The 15655-nt window shown below is 61.1% G+C and carries 14 protein-coding genes and 1 tRNA gene; 6 read left to right on the top strand and 9 right to left on the bottom strand.

What is annotated here, in order from left to right; all coding sequences use genetic code 11:
- Positions 1 to 67: 67 nt before the first annotated feature.
- Positions 68 to 1048 (bottom strand): TAXI family TRAP transporter solute-binding subunit, encoded by a 981-nt coding sequence (locus tag NL528_RS36080; RefSeq protein ID WP_309179142.1) that lies wholly within the window; start codon positions 1046 to 1048, stop codon positions 68 to 70.
- Positions 1049 to 1168: 120 nt separating this feature from the next.
- On the opposite strand from NL528_RS36080, the gene NL528_RS36085 reads away from it, so the two are divergent.
- From NL528_RS36085 to NL528_RS36095, 3 genes are all read left to right on the top strand, one after another.
- Positions 1169 to 2146, top strand: a complete 978-nt coding sequence (locus NL528_RS36085; RefSeq protein ID WP_309179144.1) for a tripartite tricarboxylate transporter substrate binding protein — start codon at positions 1169 to 1171, stop codon at positions 2144 to 2146.
- A 51-nt stretch (positions 2147 to 2197) separates the two neighbouring features.
- The gene (locus NL528_RS36090) at positions 2198 to 3175 is read left to right on the top strand and encodes a tripartite tricarboxylate transporter substrate binding protein (RefSeq protein WP_309179145.1); all 978 of its coding nucleotides are present in this window, start codon (positions 2198 to 2200) and stop codon (positions 3173 to 3175) included.
- Positions 3176 to 3255: 80 nt separating this feature from the next.
- A tRNA-Ile gene (locus tag NL528_RS36095) sits at positions 3256 to 3331 on the top strand.
- 233 nt (positions 3332 to 3564) lie between these two features.
- On the opposite strand, the gene NL528_RS36100 is transcribed toward NL528_RS36095, so the two are convergent.
- Positions 3565 to 4251 (bottom strand): hypothetical protein, encoded by a 687-nt coding sequence (locus NL528_RS36100; RefSeq protein ID WP_309179146.1) that lies wholly within the window; start codon positions 4249 to 4251, stop codon positions 3565 to 3567.
- Positions 4252 to 4702: 451 nt separating this feature from the next.
- Positions 4703 to 4963 carry a hypothetical protein gene (locus tag NL528_RS36105; protein WP_309179147.1) on the bottom strand — a complete coding sequence of 87 codons (261 nt, stop codon included), beginning with the start codon at positions 4961 to 4963 and terminating at the stop codon, positions 4703 to 4705.
- Positions 4964 to 5350: 387 nt separating this feature from the next.
- On the opposite strand from NL528_RS36105, the gene NL528_RS36110 reads away from it, so the two are divergent.
- Positions 5351 to 5761 carry a hypothetical protein gene (locus NL528_RS36110; protein WP_309179148.1) on the top strand — a complete coding sequence of 137 codons (411 nt, stop codon included), beginning with the start codon at positions 5351 to 5353 and terminating at the stop codon, positions 5759 to 5761.
- 194 nt (positions 5762 to 5955) lie between these two features.
- Here the strand turns inward: NL528_RS36110 and NL528_RS36115 are convergent, their stop codons facing one another.
- Positions 5956 to 6927 (bottom strand): MBL fold metallo-hydrolase, encoded by a 972-nt coding sequence (locus NL528_RS36115; RefSeq protein ID WP_309179149.1) that lies wholly within the window; start codon positions 6925 to 6927, stop codon positions 5956 to 5958.
- Between the two features lie 247 nt (positions 6928 to 7174).
- On the opposite strand from NL528_RS36115, the gene NL528_RS36120 reads away from it, so the two are divergent.
- The gene (locus tag NL528_RS36120; RefSeq protein ID WP_309179150.1) at positions 7175 to 7807 is read left to right on the top strand and encodes a tyrosine-type recombinase/integrase; all 633 of its coding nucleotides are present in this window, start codon (positions 7175 to 7177) and stop codon (positions 7805 to 7807) included.
- 68 nt (positions 7808 to 7875) lie between these two features.
- Here NL528_RS36120 and NL528_RS36125 read toward each other — a convergent pair whose 3' ends face one another.
- A complete protein-coding gene (locus NL528_RS36125) occupies positions 7876 to 8853 on the bottom strand; it encodes an ABC transporter substrate-binding protein (protein ID WP_309179151.1) in 978 nt (325 codons plus the stop codon).
- A gap of 284 nt (positions 8854 to 9137) precedes the next feature.
- On the opposite strand from NL528_RS36125, the gene NL528_RS36130 reads away from it, so the two are divergent.
- Positions 9138 to 9917, top strand: coding sequence for a transporter substrate-binding domain-containing protein (locus NL528_RS36130; protein WP_309179152.1), 780 nt, complete (start codon positions 9138 to 9140; stop codon positions 9915 to 9917).
- A gap of 204 nt (positions 9918 to 10121) precedes the next feature.
- Here the strand turns inward: NL528_RS36130 and NL528_RS36135 are convergent, their stop codons facing one another.
- From NL528_RS36135 to NL528_RS36150, 4 genes are all read right to left on the bottom strand, one after another.
- A complete protein-coding gene (locus NL528_RS36135) occupies positions 10122 to 11876 on the bottom strand; it encodes an adenylate/guanylate cyclase domain-containing protein (protein ID WP_309179153.1) in 1755 nt (584 codons plus the stop codon).
- A 380-nt stretch (positions 11877 to 12256) separates the two neighbouring features.
- Positions 12257 to 13237, bottom strand: a complete 981-nt coding sequence (locus tag NL528_RS36140; protein WP_309179154.1) for an ABC transporter substrate-binding protein — start codon at positions 13235 to 13237, stop codon at positions 12257 to 12259.
- A gap of 121 nt (positions 13238 to 13358) precedes the next feature.
- The gene (locus NL528_RS36145) at positions 13359 to 14429 is read right to left on the bottom strand and encodes an ABC transporter substrate-binding protein (RefSeq protein ID WP_309179155.1); all 1071 of its coding nucleotides are present in this window, start codon (positions 14427 to 14429) and stop codon (positions 13359 to 13361) included.
- An 11-nt stretch (positions 14430 to 14440) separates the two neighbouring features.
- A complete protein-coding gene (locus NL528_RS36150; RefSeq protein ID WP_309179156.1) occupies positions 14441 to 15421 on the bottom strand; it encodes an ABC transporter substrate-binding protein in 981 nt (326 codons plus the stop codon).
- Positions 15422 to 15655: the final 234 nt, after the last annotated feature.

Raw genomic sequence — 15655 nt, forward strand, 5'->3', positions numbered from 1 at the left:
AGCCTGTCATCGGGCGCGCGTTTCGCGCGACCCGTTGGCTCGCAATGACGGCGGATGGAATTGCGCCCTACTTCACCACGCCGATCTCGCGGAAATATTTCTGCACGCCGGGATGGATCAATTCGACATTGGGCGCGGCCGCGACCGTGTTCGCCGCCGTGGTCTCGCAGGCCTGCGACAGCTTTTTGCAAAACTCGCCTTCGATCCCGTGCAGCGTCTTCGCCAGCCGGTAGGCCACCTCATCCGGCAGGCTTTCGCGGACGAGGATGTAGCTCCACGAACCGACCGACGAAATTGGCGCGCTCTGGTTCGGATAGCTGCCCGCAGGAACCGTCAGCGGCTTCAGGTAAGTGTGTTTCGCGCGGATGCGCGCGATCTCGCCGGCGTCGGGGGCGATGAAGCGCGCGCCGCCGGGGCTCTCCGCCATCGCTTTGAAACCGGGCCAGCCGATCCCGGCGCCCCAAAGTGCTGCGGCGCGGCCGTCCTGCACCATGGCCGGGCCGTCGCCGGCGCGATCGAGATAGATCGACTTGAAATCCTCGTCCTGCTTCAGCCCGATGCCGTCGAGCATGTAGCGCGACAGGATCGGCAGGCCCGAGCCCTTGGCGCCGAACGCGACCGGCTGGCCGACCAGATCCCGGATCGTCTTGTAGGGACTATCGGCGCGCACCACGAACATGCCCGGGCTCGAATACATCGCGGTCAGGATTTTGAGTTTGGTCGCCGGCCGCCCGATGCCCATGAAGGCTTCGTAGGACGGCTCCCCCGCCACCAGCGCGATATCGAGCTGGCCCGCTTCCAGCAGCGGAATGTTCTCATTGGAGCCCTTGGTGTTGCGCGGCTCGATCGACAGCGCCGGGTCGGCGGCGTTCATGACTTCCGCGAAACTATTGCCGTAGAGCGGGAAGCCGCCACCCGGCGTCGCGGTCCCCAGGCTGATTGTGGTCTTTGCAATGGCCGTGTTTGTAATGGTCTTGCCTCCCTCTTGCGCCGCGGCGCTCCCCGCCAGCAGCAGCGCGCCGGCACAGGCAATATGGACGAGTTTCATTTTCGGCCTCAAGTGTCGTCTCGTGCGAAATGACCAATCAACGCGCGGGAGGTTGTAGGCAATCGCGGTGATTTATGAAAGCATGCGCGCAACGGTAACAAGAAAATGACGGGGGCGGCCATGACGGGATTTCTGCGCGCGGCGGCGTTCGCTGGAGCCTGCCTTGTTGGCGTCGTGGCCGGGAGCCTTCCGGTTTTGGCCGCAGATTATCCGAACCGCCCAGTGCGCTGGCTGATCGGTTTCGCTCCCGGTGGCCCGGTCGATATCGTCGCGCGCATCATGGCGCAATGGCTGTCGGAACATTTCGGCCAGCAATTCGTGGTGGAGAACCGCGCCGGCTCCGGCGGCAATATTGCAACCGCGGCCGCGATCGGCTCATTGCCTGACGGCTATACGCTGCTGTTCAGCGGCGCCAACAACGCGATCTCAGCCTCCCTTTACCGGAAGCTGCCGTTCGACTTCATCCGTGACACCATGCCGGTCGCAAGCTTCATGCAAGTGCCCAACATGCTGGTGGTCTCGAAGGCGATGCCCGTCAAGACGGTCCAGGAGCTGATCGACTACTGCAAGGCCAATCCCGGCAAGGTGGCGTTTGCCTCGTCGGGTAACGGCACCACGGTGCACATGGCGGCAGAGCTGTTCAAGGCGATGACGAAATGCGACATGGTGCACGTGCCCTACCGCGGATCGGCGGTCGCCTTTCCGGATGTCATCTCCAACAAGGTACAGCTTATTTTCGACAATTTGCCTTCGGCGCTGGAACAGGCGCGCGGCGGCAGCGTGCGCGCACTCGGCGTCAGCTCGCCGCAGCGCTGGCCCAGCGTGCCCGAGATTCCAGCCATCGCCGAAACCGTACCGGGATATCAATCGAGCGTGTTCTACGGCATGTCCGCGCCCAACGGCACGCCGCCGGAAATCATCGACATCCTCAACAAGGCGGTCAACGAGGCCTTGAAGGATCCGAAGCTGGTGGCGCGGCTGGCCGAGATCGGCGGGGTCCCGAAGCCGCTCACTCCGGAAGGATACGGCAGGCTGATTGCCGACGAGACCGAAAAATGGCGCAAGGTGGTCGAATTCGCCGGCGTGTCGGTGGACTAGATCGTCTTCGAAACGTAGAAACGCAGCAACGAAGAAAATAACGGAAACCCCATGATCGGATTTTTACGCGTCAGTCTTTTCAGCCTGGTAGTTCTTGCAAGTCTCGCGACCGGCGTCGCGCCCTCCGCCGCCGCCGATTATCCCAACCGCCCGGTGCGCTGGCTGATCGGCTTTGCCGCCGGCGGCCCGGTCGATATCGTCGCGCGCATCATGAGCCAGTGGCTGTCGGAGCGCTTCGGCCAGCAGTTCGTGGTCGAGAACCGCGCCGGCTCCGGCGGCAATATCGCCGCTGCCGCGGCGATCAGTTCGCCGGCCGATGGTTATACGCTGCTGTTCGTCGCGCCCAACAACGCGATCTCGACCTCGCTCTACAAGAAGCTGCCGTATGATTTCATCCGCGACACCGTGCCGGTCGCCAGCATCATGCAGCTCACCAACATGCTGGTGGTGTCGAACGCGATGCCGGTGAAGACCGTCCAGGAGTTCATCGACTACTGCAAGGCCAATCCGGGGCAGATCTCGTATGCCTCCTCGGGTAACGGCACCTCGGTGCACATGTCGGCCGAACTGTTCAAGGCGATGACCAAATGCGACATGGTGCATGTGCCCTACCGGGGATCGGCGATCGCGTTTCCGGACATCATCTCCAACAAGGTGCAGCTGATCTTCGACAATCTGCCCTCGGCGCTGGAGCAGTCGCGCGGCGGCAGCGTGCGCGCGCTCGGCGTCACTTCGCCGCAGCGCTGGTCCACCGTGCCCGAAATCCCCGCCATCGCCGAGACCGTGCCGGGGTTCGAATCGGTCGGCTTCTACGGCATCTCGGCGCCGAAGGGCACGCCGCCGGAGATCGTCGAGACCCTCAACAAGGCCATCGATGAGGCCCTGAAGGACCCCAAACTGGTGGCGCGGCTGGCCGAAGTCGGCGGCATCCCCAAGCCGATGACCCCGGCCGAATTCGGCAAACTCATCGCGGACGAGACCGAGAAATGGCGGAAAGTGGTCGAATTCGCCGGCGTTTCGGTGGATTGAAGGCGGCATTGCGGGATCGCGGGTCACCCTGTAAACGATCCCGGCACCGTTGCCGGCCGCGCCCCGCGGCCGCCGCGGCGGGGCCTGTAGCTCAATGGTTAGAGCCGGCCGCTCATAACGGTCTGGTTGCAGGTTCGAGTCCTGCCGGGCCCACCAAGAAAATCAATTACTATCGCTTCGCGGCAGAACTGACTCGGATTCGCACAATCTGACTCTCTGCTGTGCGGAGACACTTTGAGAACGAACTGATTCGGGGCGATTCGATTTCGTTTTGACGACGACTCGGTTACCCATCCCTCTGACGCAGCGGCGGGCATTCGGTTCCCCGGCGCACGGCCTCGGCTTGGGACCCATTCCACGATGATCGACTCCAGCGCGACGCGACCGAACTACGTGGCGGGCGACCGATCGGCCTGCGCCTTGCGGTCGGCATAGCTCCTCCAAATGCTCTCGTCGGGCGCCCGGAATTCGACGCTGGCCCGCAGGTTCTCGACGGACGTGACGACGTCGGCGAAGTAGTCGGTCTCCGGATCGTGGCCGACTATCACGCACCTGGCACTGAACGCCAGATCGTCCTTTCGCCAATACCAAGGTGATCTAGGGCCGAACGCCAGCGTGAGCACATGGTCGTTCCCCGGCACCCTCATGTACGGACCGATCTCGCCACCGAGCAGGCTCGCGATCGCGAGCTTGTGAGGCGCGATCACCACCTCCTCGATGAGGCTCTGTTCCGGATCGATCACGATCGCCCGCATCGCGCGTGGCGGCTTAGGGCGCACCCCGATGCTGGTCCAACGAACCATCGTGACCACGTCATCGAGACGAACGAGCGCTGGACCGCGTTCCCCCTGCCCGGTGCGGCGGCCCACGATGAGACCAGGTCCCGCAATCGGTCGAGATCCACCTATGATGAACGCTTCGGCATGCTCTTCTAGTCCCGCGAGCAGGATGTCGCCCTTCGGCAGCTTCATGGCCAACTGCGGCTTTTCGTCGAAATAGTCGTCCAGCCGCGCATCGGTGCTGATTTCGATTCTCGTGACCGACTTCGCGTCGGGGTCAATCAAGATCGCCTTCATATTAATTCCTCCAACACCGATACTCTTGCCTAGTTGAGAGTGGCCACGAGTCACGGCTCGATGGAAGCCTCCAATGAGCCAACGGCGAAGAAGCACGTGGAAAACCCACGGATGGGAAGCTAACCTTCCAATGATCCCGCAAAGGTTGATGCAAACAATCCATTCAATTGATCGGCTATACATCGAGCTACGTTCGCGAGCAGGTCGCCGCGTGACGATCTGACCGTCATTCGCGCTCATCCTCGCAAATTCGATCCTCGAGCAGGAGTTGTCCGACGCCTATGCGAAGGCGAGCAATGCGTTCCTTCGCGGGTGCCGAGGTCGAAGGTGTAGGCGGAAAGCATTACTGGCGCAGAAAATCGCGGATTCGCACTGGGCGCTCCGAGGCGCGAGGTGTAAAATTCCTTATCCAGGTGCAAAATTGCTTGTTAGGACGGCCTCCGGTGCAAAATTACGTACGCCAGTCCGAGGAAATCGCGCCCGCTGCAGCGGCTCGGGCGTCGTGAAGATCATGCCGTCTCCGAAACGCGAGCGGGCTCTCGAAGTAGAGATAGCCGCGCAGCGCCGCAGACGGCGAGAAGAACTGCGGTGCCGTCATCCGGAAGTGCTGCGGCCGCTCCGCCCACGCCGGCACCTGCAATCCCCAACGACGCGCGAGATGTTCGCCGAGGGCGCCGAGCCAGGCGTCGTGCAGCGCGTCGCCCGTCGACACCGGCGCGTCGTCAATGCGGCCTGCCGTACGTCGGGGTGCAGATAGAATTCGTGAAGCAGTTCGTCGACGGCGTGGCCGAACGGCTTGTTGCCGGCAAGCGAGACGGCGGCTGCTTCGGCGAGTGTCTGTGGGCGGCTCATGGCGCGAAGCGTGCGCGATCGTCGTAACGATTTCAAGATTCGACTTCCTCCGACGACCAAAATGATGGCAACGTGGGCCGCCGCGGCGCCAAGCCTGGTGCTACACCGTCGTGCTACACCGTCAATTTCCGGCGGTTCGGGAAACGCCTGTTTTTGAAGGACTTCGTGCCGTCGGAAAACGGTGGCGGAGAGGGAGGGACTCTCAGCCAGCAACCTTCCGAGTGCAAAAAGGCCCAATGAAATAAGGGTGCTTGCTAAAGGTGACGGGCGCGAGTTGGTCGAGGCGCTGCGGCCTGTCCTTGCAGCGCAGGGCTACGTCGTGACGCCGAACCCGTCCATCATCGACAAGCACGGCGATGGTGAGGCCTTCCGCGAGGGCGAAAATGTACGGGCACAAAGTGAAGTAGCCGCCCTTAACCGACTGTTTAGGATTGCCCGTAGCGACACTCATCAGTCCAAGCGGGTAGCAGACTTCCTCCTGGCTTGGTGGAATGCCGATCGAGACGGCGGATTTGATCTGACCAGCCTCTGGAACCTCGACACAGCGATTTGTGAAGACCTCACAATCGTATTCCACCTCATCGCTCGATCGCGCTCTTATCCAGATGCGTTTGGTTATGACGCGGCCATTCGCGGTGGAGCAATGGCGCCTGCCTAATCCGAACAATGAGATTTCGGTAGATTAGTTAGGGACGCACTCATAAATCGAGCTTGATTGATCCGAGCTTGATTGATGTCCGCTATGCCCTGATAGCGACCAAATTCCGCAGCGCACCGAAAATGTCGCGATGGGCCAAACTCGGAAGTGAACACATTCATGCTTGTCCTGCAGCATCGGCAGTGTCGTCGCGCTCAAAATGTAAACTGCTTGCCGACGGCGGTGGGCGAGAGCGCGTCCGGAAACGCGTTCGCTAGTGCCGCCATGGCGCGCCAGCCGGTGCAGTGACCGGCTGCAATGGTTTTCAGGTTGAACTCCTTCAGCCCCTCGACGGTCTGCGCGATGACAGCCTCGTTGGGGCCGGAGAGATGCAAACCGCCCAGCACCGCATGAATTGGAGTTTCCGGGAATACCGCCCGCGCATTCTTGCACACATTGACGATGCCGGCATGAGAGCAGGCAGACAGCACCACGAGACCCTTCCCCGCGACGTTCACGGCGAGCCAGCGTTCGTCCACCAGCAACTCGTCCGGCTCCCACCCGGCGGCGGTTCGCCGCATCTGCCCGGGAAAGCCACGCTCGAAATCGGTGACACGAGGGATTTCGCCACTCACGTAGCACAAACCTTCGTGAAAGACTTGCGGCTCTGTCGTCACGACCATCGCCGCACCGAAATCCGTGAGATCGGTGAGACTGGGCACGTCTTCCATCTGGCGTACTTTGCCGCTCGGTTGACGAACGCCGCGCGTCATGAACATGCCGGGATGAGCGTAGAACGGCACATCGCGACCGCCATTACGGCCGCGGATCATCCCAAGCGCGAGCAACATTGCGCCGGCGTGATCGGCATGGCCGTGCGAGAGGACGATGCTTTCGACCGCGCCGAGATCGACGCCAAGCCGCGTAACATTGCGCTCGAATGCGTAATCCTCAGGGCCAGTGTCGAACAGCACCGTATGGCTCTCGCTGCCGCGATGCACGGTCAAAAGGCATGACAACCCGTGCACCGCGCAGCATAGACATTTGTATGCGTTGAGCTTGAAGCCGCGTCGAACAAGGGATGCGCCCTCGCTTTCAACGAAGGGCGGATTTGACGAGAGCATATCTGTCGCGTTGTCTACCAGGATTCGGATATCGACCTTATCAGCAGGCTCAATCTTGGGCATCAAATGACCTCACAACGGTAAAGGAAGCAGGACATCGTATCGATTCAAATCGGCGTTGGAAGAGGGCCTTTGGTCTCCTCTGACGATCGAGATTGATGACGCAGCCGAGGGCCCGTCGGGTCAAACGCTACAGATTTGCTATCGCCCGGCGCCGCTGCCATGACGGCAACCCTCTGAAAGCCGACACGATTCCGCCCCCTGGGGCGAGGCGCATGATCGTTTTCCTCAGTTACTGAGGAGAACGACAATGCCTGACCAAAATTGCCTATCCGCCACTCCCCGCCGGACGCCCTGGAATAAGGGCAAACTGGTTGGGGCCAAGCCTCCACTGCGGCCCAAACACGTTTGGTCGATACGAACCCGACTGCTGGTCGATGGACGAACGCGCGACCTTGCCTTGTTCAATCTGGCCATCGACAGCAAGCTTCGCGGCTGCGATGTCGTGGCCTTAAAGGTCGAGGATGTTGCTCCGAATGGCTATGCGGTTGATCGTGCAACGGTTCGGCAAAAGAAGACAGGACGGCCGGTCAAATTCGAGCTGACAGATCAGACCCGCCAAGCCGTTGATGACTATTTGAATGCCGCAAGCAAGTCGCTAGGCGAGTTCCTGTTCACTGGCCGACGGGCTAACGGCCAATGCATGACAACGCGCCAGTATGCTCGGCTTCTCTCTGAATGGGTGGCAAGCATCGGACTTGATCCGAAATTGTTCGGCACGCACTCGTTGCGTCGGACGAAGGCGACGCTGATCTATCGGCGCACCGGCAATCTAAGGGCTGTACAGCTTCTGCTCGGGCACACCAAAATCGAAAGCACTGTCAGGTATCTCGGTATTGAGGTAGACGACGCGCTCTCGATAGCGGAACAAGTTGAGGTCTGAAATACCCGGGCAGAGCGGAAATACTCTGCCCGATTAATGTCAGCCGCTTCGGGCCAGAAGCGGAAGTCTCATTCGATCACTTCGTCAACGAGGGCGAGCAGCGCGGGCGGGATATCAATTCCCAGCGCCTTTGTAGTTCCGAGATTGAGCACAAACTCGAACTTGCTGGATCGCATCACCGGCAGATCAGCGGCTCTCTCGCCCTTAAGAATGCGCCCCGCGTAGATCCCGGCCTGCCGATACGCGTCGGCAACGCTGGCTCCATAGCTCATCATGCCACCCTCCAGAGCTTCCTCCCGAAGCGGATATATTGCGGGTAATGCGTGACGACTTGCTAACGCGATGATACGTGCCCGGTTGGTTGTCAACAAGGTGCCAGACCCGATCAGCAGCGCGCGCGTCCCGCTTCGAATGAAGGCCGCAAATGCCGTATCCAATTCGTCTTCGCGGTTGGCGTCGATGACAGTGAGTTGTTGCCCGACCGCCAGCGCCGCGGCCTCAACGTCACCTCGCTCTGCCTCCACATTCGGACTGGTGCGACTTGTCAACATCCCAATCATTGCCGCGTTGGGCACTACCCACCGCAGCAGTTCCAATCGTTTTGCCCCCAATAAGGTCGAGAAAAATACTACCCCTGTGACGTTGCCGCCCGGTCGATTGAGGCTGGTTACCAGGCCGGCCGCGACCGGATCGCCTCCGCTGGCGAAAATGAGCGGCACGGTGGTTGCCGCAGCCTTGATCTGTATGGCTGCAATCGTATCCGCTACGATGACAGCTAACGGCCGGGCAAGCAGGTCAGTCGCCATGTGCTGAAGGCGCTCTTTCTCATCGTCGGCGTAGCGGTATTCGATTTGGACGTTCTGGCCCTCCACGAAGCCCTGCTCCTTCAATCCCTCCCGAAAAGCCGTGGCAAGGAACTGTGAGGGCGCGGAGGATGAGCTGCGCAGAAAACCAATTGCGGGCATTCGCGTCTGTTGGGCTCGGGCCGTCAATGGCCAACTGGCCACCACCCCGCCCAGAAGACCGATGAATTTACGCCGCTTCATGCCTGACGCTTCCAGCTAAGACGCCCTTATCGCCGAGAAACACCTCTTTGGAAAGTGACCTCCAAGGTACATCGAGACGCCTGGCTTGTCGGCTGCGGGTCAAAAAGCGCCGTTTCGAGACACGGACGGTCACTTCAAGTCTACCCCTGCAAGCCGACAATTCAGGACACCGTCCGGACATCGCATTCGGGCCTGACCGGAAATCCTCCCGTCCGCTGTCCCAAAACGCTATTGTTCCCCGGCCATTGACCGGAGGAGACGATGACGTGGACAAGGGGAGACGTATGCGCAACCGCGATTGCCATCTCAATGACAAGCACGACGCGGGCTTCGCGTGCGCAGACGCCGCGCGCGCTTCGGTGGTGGCTGCGCTGTGCCCGACCGGCAAGCTGCGGGCTGCTCTGATCATCTCCAACCCTGTTCTGGTGACTCGCCGCTCTGATGGAACACTCGGAGGCGTGTCGGTCACTATCGCCAACGCGCTCGCTACGCATCTGGACGTTCCGTTGGAGCTCAGGCCCTATGACAATCCGGCGCGCTACAACGAGAGCCTCGCAACGGATGACTGGGATGTCGGCCTTGCCGCGCGCGACCCTTCCCGCGCCGACTACCTGGTTTTCAGCACCACCTTCATGGAGGTGGATAATGGCTTTGTGGCCCGCGCTGGTGCGGCACCTACGAATGCAGATGAGGTCGACCAGCCGGGCGTCAGGATTGCCGTAGCGCAAGGAAGCGCGCCGCACGCGGTGCTACGCCGTATGATCAAACAGGCGGAAATCGTCGCGGTGCCGGGCGGGTTCGAGGCAGCGTGCGATGCGCTGGCGAAGGGAAATGCCGATGTTTACGGCGAGAACGTGCACCTTGCCTATCGGATTGCTGATGCCGTGCCCGGTGCACATGTGCTGCCCGGACATTTCAATGTGGTGCAGATGGCGATTGGAGTTCGCAAGCGCGCCGCTGTGGCGCTGCCCGATATTGACGTGTTCGTGAGCCAAATTCGAGCAGATGCCACTGTGCAGAAGGCAATCACCGAGTCTGCGCTGAACGGGGTTAGAGTGCCCTGAGTCCGTTCCGGGTCAAAAGCGCCGTCTGGAAGGTCGGCCAGCCGTTTCCGGCCTACCCCGACGAGCGGACAATTCAGGGCCCCGTCCGGACTTCGCATTCGGGCCATGAACGGACATTCACCAACGCGCGTGTTACCAAGTACTCTCAAGCGGACCCAGACGAATCTCGGCCTTGTTCAGTACGCGGCATCGATGTCCCCTTCGCTATTCGGGCAGACCGGCGGCTCGGAGCGCGCCGAGGAATTTTTCGCGATATTCCGGAGACCGGATCAGGAAAATCGCAGCCGCGCCTGACATGCGGAAGGAGGGATCGAACTCCAGTAGACGCCGGGCGGCTTCCCTCGCCTCGGGCAGATCTCCGAGCGCTACGCTGTTTACGATGTAGGATGCGAAGGGCTGAAGATGCGGCCGAGTCTGAATGGCCTCCCTGGCGAGTTCACGCCCTTCCTCGAAACGGCCCTGGAACCAACGGCAATGCGCGATGCCGGCCACGAAGAAAGGCTTGAACGGATCGAGAGGGCTTAGCCGCATCATCCTCTCGAAGCTCTCGATCCCCCGCTCCGCGTCGACCCGCATAACCGAAACCCAGCACCTTGCGAGCCACGCAACTGACAGGTTCGGGTTAAGCGCGATCGCCTGCTCCACCAGCGACGCCCCCCGGTCGTATTCGAGTCCGAGGTAGGTGAGGGCTTGGGCGGAGCGGGCCAGCACGAAGGCGTCCTGGTCAGTAAGTTTCAGGGCGGCATTGGCAAGCGCGACGGCATCGGCGCGCATCGCCGGGTCCGCTATCGCACCGTGCTGCGATTGGTCGATGAGGTAGGTGTAAGCCGCCATCGCGTGGGCGGCGGCGTATCCCGAATCCTGCTCGATCGCGCGCTTGAACAGGAGCCTGGCCTCGGCGCCTTGCCCGCGGCTGGCCAGCGCGATCCCCTGCAGATACGAATCGTAGCTGTCCGGGACGTTCGTGGGATTTTTCCTGGCTCGCTCGATCTCGGCTTGTTCGATCTTCGGCGCGATCGAGGAGACCACGTTCGCGGTGATCCGGTCCTGAAGCTCGAAGACGTCCGTCAGCTCGCCGTCGATCCTGTCCGCCCATAGATGGGCCCCGTTCGATGCATCGATCAGCTGACCGGTGATGCGCACCCGCCCGCCGGCCTTTCTGACGCTTCCTTCGAGCACGTAACGCACGCCGAGCTCGCGGCCCACCCGTTTGATGTCGACCGCCTTTCCCTTGTAGGTGAAGCTCGAATTGCGAGCGATCACGAACAGCGAGTTGAAGCGCGAAAGCGCGGTGATGATGTCCTCGACCATGCCGTCGGCGAAATATTCTTGCTCGACATCGCCGCTCATGTTCTGGAACGGCAGGACCGCGATCGACGGCTTATCGGGTAGCGCCGGCTGGGCCGGGGCTTGCGTGACTTTGCTCGACGCCGAATTCGGGCGGCCAGAACCGCTCGGAGTTACGGCATAGGTCCTGATCGGTTTAGCGATGTTCTTAAGCTGCCGTTCGCCTCGATCCTCGAATTCCGCCTCGATCTTGCCCTCGATCTCGTTGTGCACCTTGGCGGAGACGAGGATCCCGCCGGGATCGGCGAGCCCTTCGAGACGCGCTGCAACGTTGATGCCTTCGCCGTAGACGTCGCCGTCCTCCTGCACGATGACGTCGCCGAGGTTGAGCCCGATCCGCATCCGGATGCCGTCGGGAGAGGCGGACAGTATCCGCTGGATGTCGATCGCGCATTTCGCGGCCGCAAGCGGACTCGCAAATTCAGCGAGAACGCCGTCGCCGGTCGACTTGATGAGCCTGCCTTGATGACGCGCAAGGTTGGGGTCGATCACCTCCCGCCGGAGCCGGTTGATCTCAGCGTAGGTCGCCTCCTCGGCGCGTTCCATCATTGCGGAGAAGCCGACCACATCGGCCGCCAGAATCGCCGCCAACCGCCTTTGCACTTCGGTCATACGCTCCTCACCCCCAGGTCGCCATATTAGAACACGCACCAAGGGATGTGCCACCCATGCGTTTGGTCGTCGTCCACTATTCTTGCCGCCAGCTTCTTCCGTTCTGCCTATTGCGGTGACAGGGCTGGACTGCACTCAATTGGCGCCCTGAGGGGTCAATCGAAGAGCCGGCCGATCTTGGCGGCGATAGCGTGTACCGAACTGCCGCCCACGGCCGATGAAGATGGGCACTACTGCTTCGCCGTGGCGGTGTGATGCAGCGGCCCGCCATGCTCCGCGGGGCCGCCTTCGATTTCGCGGCTGGTCCGGGGATCTTCCAAGCGGCCCTCTCGGTCGATCCCGGGATCGACGTGATGTGCCAACAGCGAAATTCGGCCGAATCATTCGAGCACTTGATCGGCGTGCGCAAGCAATGTTGCTGGCACATCAAGGCCAAGCGCTTTCGCCGTCCTCAAGTTGACCACAAATTCGAATGTCGAGGGTTGCTCAACGGGGAGCTCTCGCGGCAGAACTCCCTTGAAGATCTTGTCCACGAAGTACGCTGCCCGCCGATAAAACTTGCCAAGGCTATCACCGTAACTCATAAGTCCGCCGAGCGCCGCGTATTCCGCATAAGGATGTATCGATGGCAGTCGATACATCAGCGCTAGATCCGCCACCACCGAACGGGGCGGGTCGTACACCGGATCCGGAACGACCATTACGGCCTGGACCTGTTGATCGAGTGTCTCGAACGCATGTCTTGTCTCGTCAGTGCTGCGCGCCTCCAATACGGTCAATTGGATGCTGGTTGCAGTAGCTGCGCCGCGAGCGGTTTTGAGCATTCCCACATACGCGAGATTGTCGGGATTCAGAAGAATTCCCACGCGCGTCAATCTGGGTGCGACCGCGGTCAATAGTTCAAATTGCTTCGCGGCGATTTCAGGTAAATAGGTGGCAAGGCCAGTGATGTTACCGCCGGGGTGGGCCAGACTCTCAACAAGTCGGGTACCAACCGGATCTGCCGTATAGCCAAGCACGATTGGTATGGACGCCGTAGCCTTCTTCGCCGCCAGCGCGGCGCCAGTGAAGCCTGCGATGATCACGTCTACCTGCCTGGCTGCGAGTTCGGCAGCCATTCCCGGAAGACGCGAAAAATCGCCGGCCGCGAAGCGCCAGTCCATCACGAAATCTCTTCCTTCAATGTACCCGAAGCCGTTCATGCCTTTCAGGAACTCTCCATAGACGGTGCCCGCAAGAGAACTCGGCTCTGATTTTCCCGATAAGAAGCCAATCCTCCAAACGTGTCGCGGCTGTGCACCAACCGCGTACGGCCAGGCCGCAGCACCTCCGACAAACCTGATGAAGTCGCGCCGCTTCATTGCTAATCGCCCCCGGGTCTCCGTGAGCTTAGGCAAAGTTCGGCACAAGTCCAAGCTTCGGACACCCAACGGCGCGATGGGCCATAACAACGGCCTCGTGCGCTGCAAAAAATCAGCCTCGCTATTCGATGACCTCGTCGGCGGCTGCGAGCAGCGTTGGCGGCACTGTGAGGCCGAGCATCTTGGCGGTTTTGAGGTTGATGACAAGTGAAAATTTCGTCGGTTGCTGGACCGGAAGATCGGCAGGCTTTTCGCCTCTGAGAATGCGATCAATGTAGCTTGTCGCGTCCAGGAACTGGCCGGTCACGTCGATGCCATACGAGAGCAGGCCGCCCGCCGTAGCGAAGAATTTGAAGCCGTAGATGGAAGGTATCCGGTGGGCGGTTGCCAACTCGACGATACGTTGCCTGTTGGACGATGTTACAGTGTCTCCGGGAATGATCAGGCCGCTATTCGGGTCGCTCCCTAAGGCCGTCAGAACCGGCTCGATGACCGAGGGATCACGCACCACGACTTTGGTGATTTCGACGGAAAATGTCGGTGCCGCCTTCTCCGCCGAAAGAGCAATGTCATCGCTAGACGTCGAATTTCCGACCATCACCGACACCCGCTTGACGCCGGGCGCAATTTGCTTGAGCAGATCCACGAACTTCGCCCCTTCCACCGGCTGATTTGTAAAGCCGGTGATATTTCCGCCGGGGTGCGCAAGACTTCCGATGAAACCCGATCCCACAGGGTCCGTGACGGTCGTAAACACAACAGGGACGTCACGGGTCAGTTCCTGCAAAGCTCGGGTAGCCGGGTTCGCATTCGCGAACATCACGTCCGGCGACAATTCGAGCAACTCCGCTGCTGCGGTCCGGGCGCGTTCGGTCTGGCCCCGATACCAGCGATAATCGATCCTGACATTGCGGCCGACGCTCCAGCCAAGCTTGCTGAGCCCCTTCTCGAAAGCCGCGATCCGGACGCGAGACTCCGGATCATCCTCCGAGGTAACCAGAAGTACGCCAATCCGGCGCATCTGCTGCGCGAGGGCGGCGATGGGCCATATCGCGGCCGCGCCGCCGACAATTGCGATGAATTCTCGTCGTCTCATTCCCACTTCCAATCCCAATCTTGGCCTAAGCAGCTTTTCGGCGTAGGCCCAGGCAGTCGCTCCGAGAGGGCCCAGAACCGGAGTCGTGCGGCGCATCGAGGCAAGCCCTATTCGATGACCTCGTCGGCACGGGCGAGCAACGTCGGTGGAAGAATTATGCCGAGCTCCCGCGCCGTTTTGAGGTTGACGGTCAACTCAAATCGTACGGGTTGCTCCACCGGCAAGCCCGACGGCTTTGCACCCTTGAGGATCTTGGCGACATAGCCAGCCGAGCGGCGATACATGTCGGGGAAATTTGGGCCATAGGACAAAAGGCCGCCATCCCTGACATAGCCATCGGACTCCCAGATTGACGGCAGACGATGACGTGTGGCCAGTTCGATCAGTCGCACGCGCTGAAAATTGAAGAAAGGCGAGGCGAACGTCGCCAGCCCGTTGACACCCCTGCGGACGGCGTCCGCGAACGCAGCGTCGAATTGGTCCACTCCCGCTTCGACGGCATCGAATTCGACGCCAAGCGCCTTGGCCGTTGCCGCAGCTTCCTTTAGCCCCGATTCACCCATGCTAGGGTAGCGCAACGCCATCACGTGCGTGACTGACGGCGCCGCCTCCTTGAGGATTTCAATTCGTTTGCTTTCGAGATCGGAGTTGGACATTGACAGACCGGTGACGTTGCCGCTCGGCCGCGCCAGCGATGTGACAACACCGTTGGCAATGGCGTCACCGACGATAGCAAAGACGATTGGTGCCGTGGTTCCGGCGCGGGTCAACGCGTGCACCGCCTGAGGACCGGCGGTCACGACCGCATCGTATCCGCCCTTGCTGACGTCTCCGGCGAGCCGCGATAGGCGAACAGCATCGCCCTCGGTCCAAATATAGTCGACGACGACGTTCTCGCCCTCGATCAATCCGTTCTCGCGCATCCCTTGCTTGAACCCCTCGAGTTGGCGGGGGTCGATAACGCGAGGACTGGATGCACCGAGATAAGCAATTCGAGGCACGCGGCCCTGGCCCTGCTCCGCAAAGGCGGCAGACGGCGGCGTCATCGCCAAGGCTCCAATCAGCGTGATGAACTCGCGCCGTTTCATTCGATCCCTCGTCAGCGCCATCTCTGGCCACTTCATAGCTTGATGTCAGCGTTGGGTCCATTGGCGTCGATCTTGCCATGTCGACGGCGCAGTTTGCCGAATTGCACAAGCGCGCCCCCGAAAATACCCATCACGGCCGCGCCGATCGGGTGCGTGAGGCAGGCAAGCCTAGTCGAGACCAGCGGATGGAAGCGGTTTAGCAGGCTCGCCTCCATGATCCGGACAACGGGATGT

This window comes from Bradyrhizobium sp. Ash2021, assembly GCF_031202265.1.
Taxonomy (GTDB): domain Bacteria; phylum Pseudomonadota; class Alphaproteobacteria; order Rhizobiales; family Xanthobacteraceae; genus Bradyrhizobium.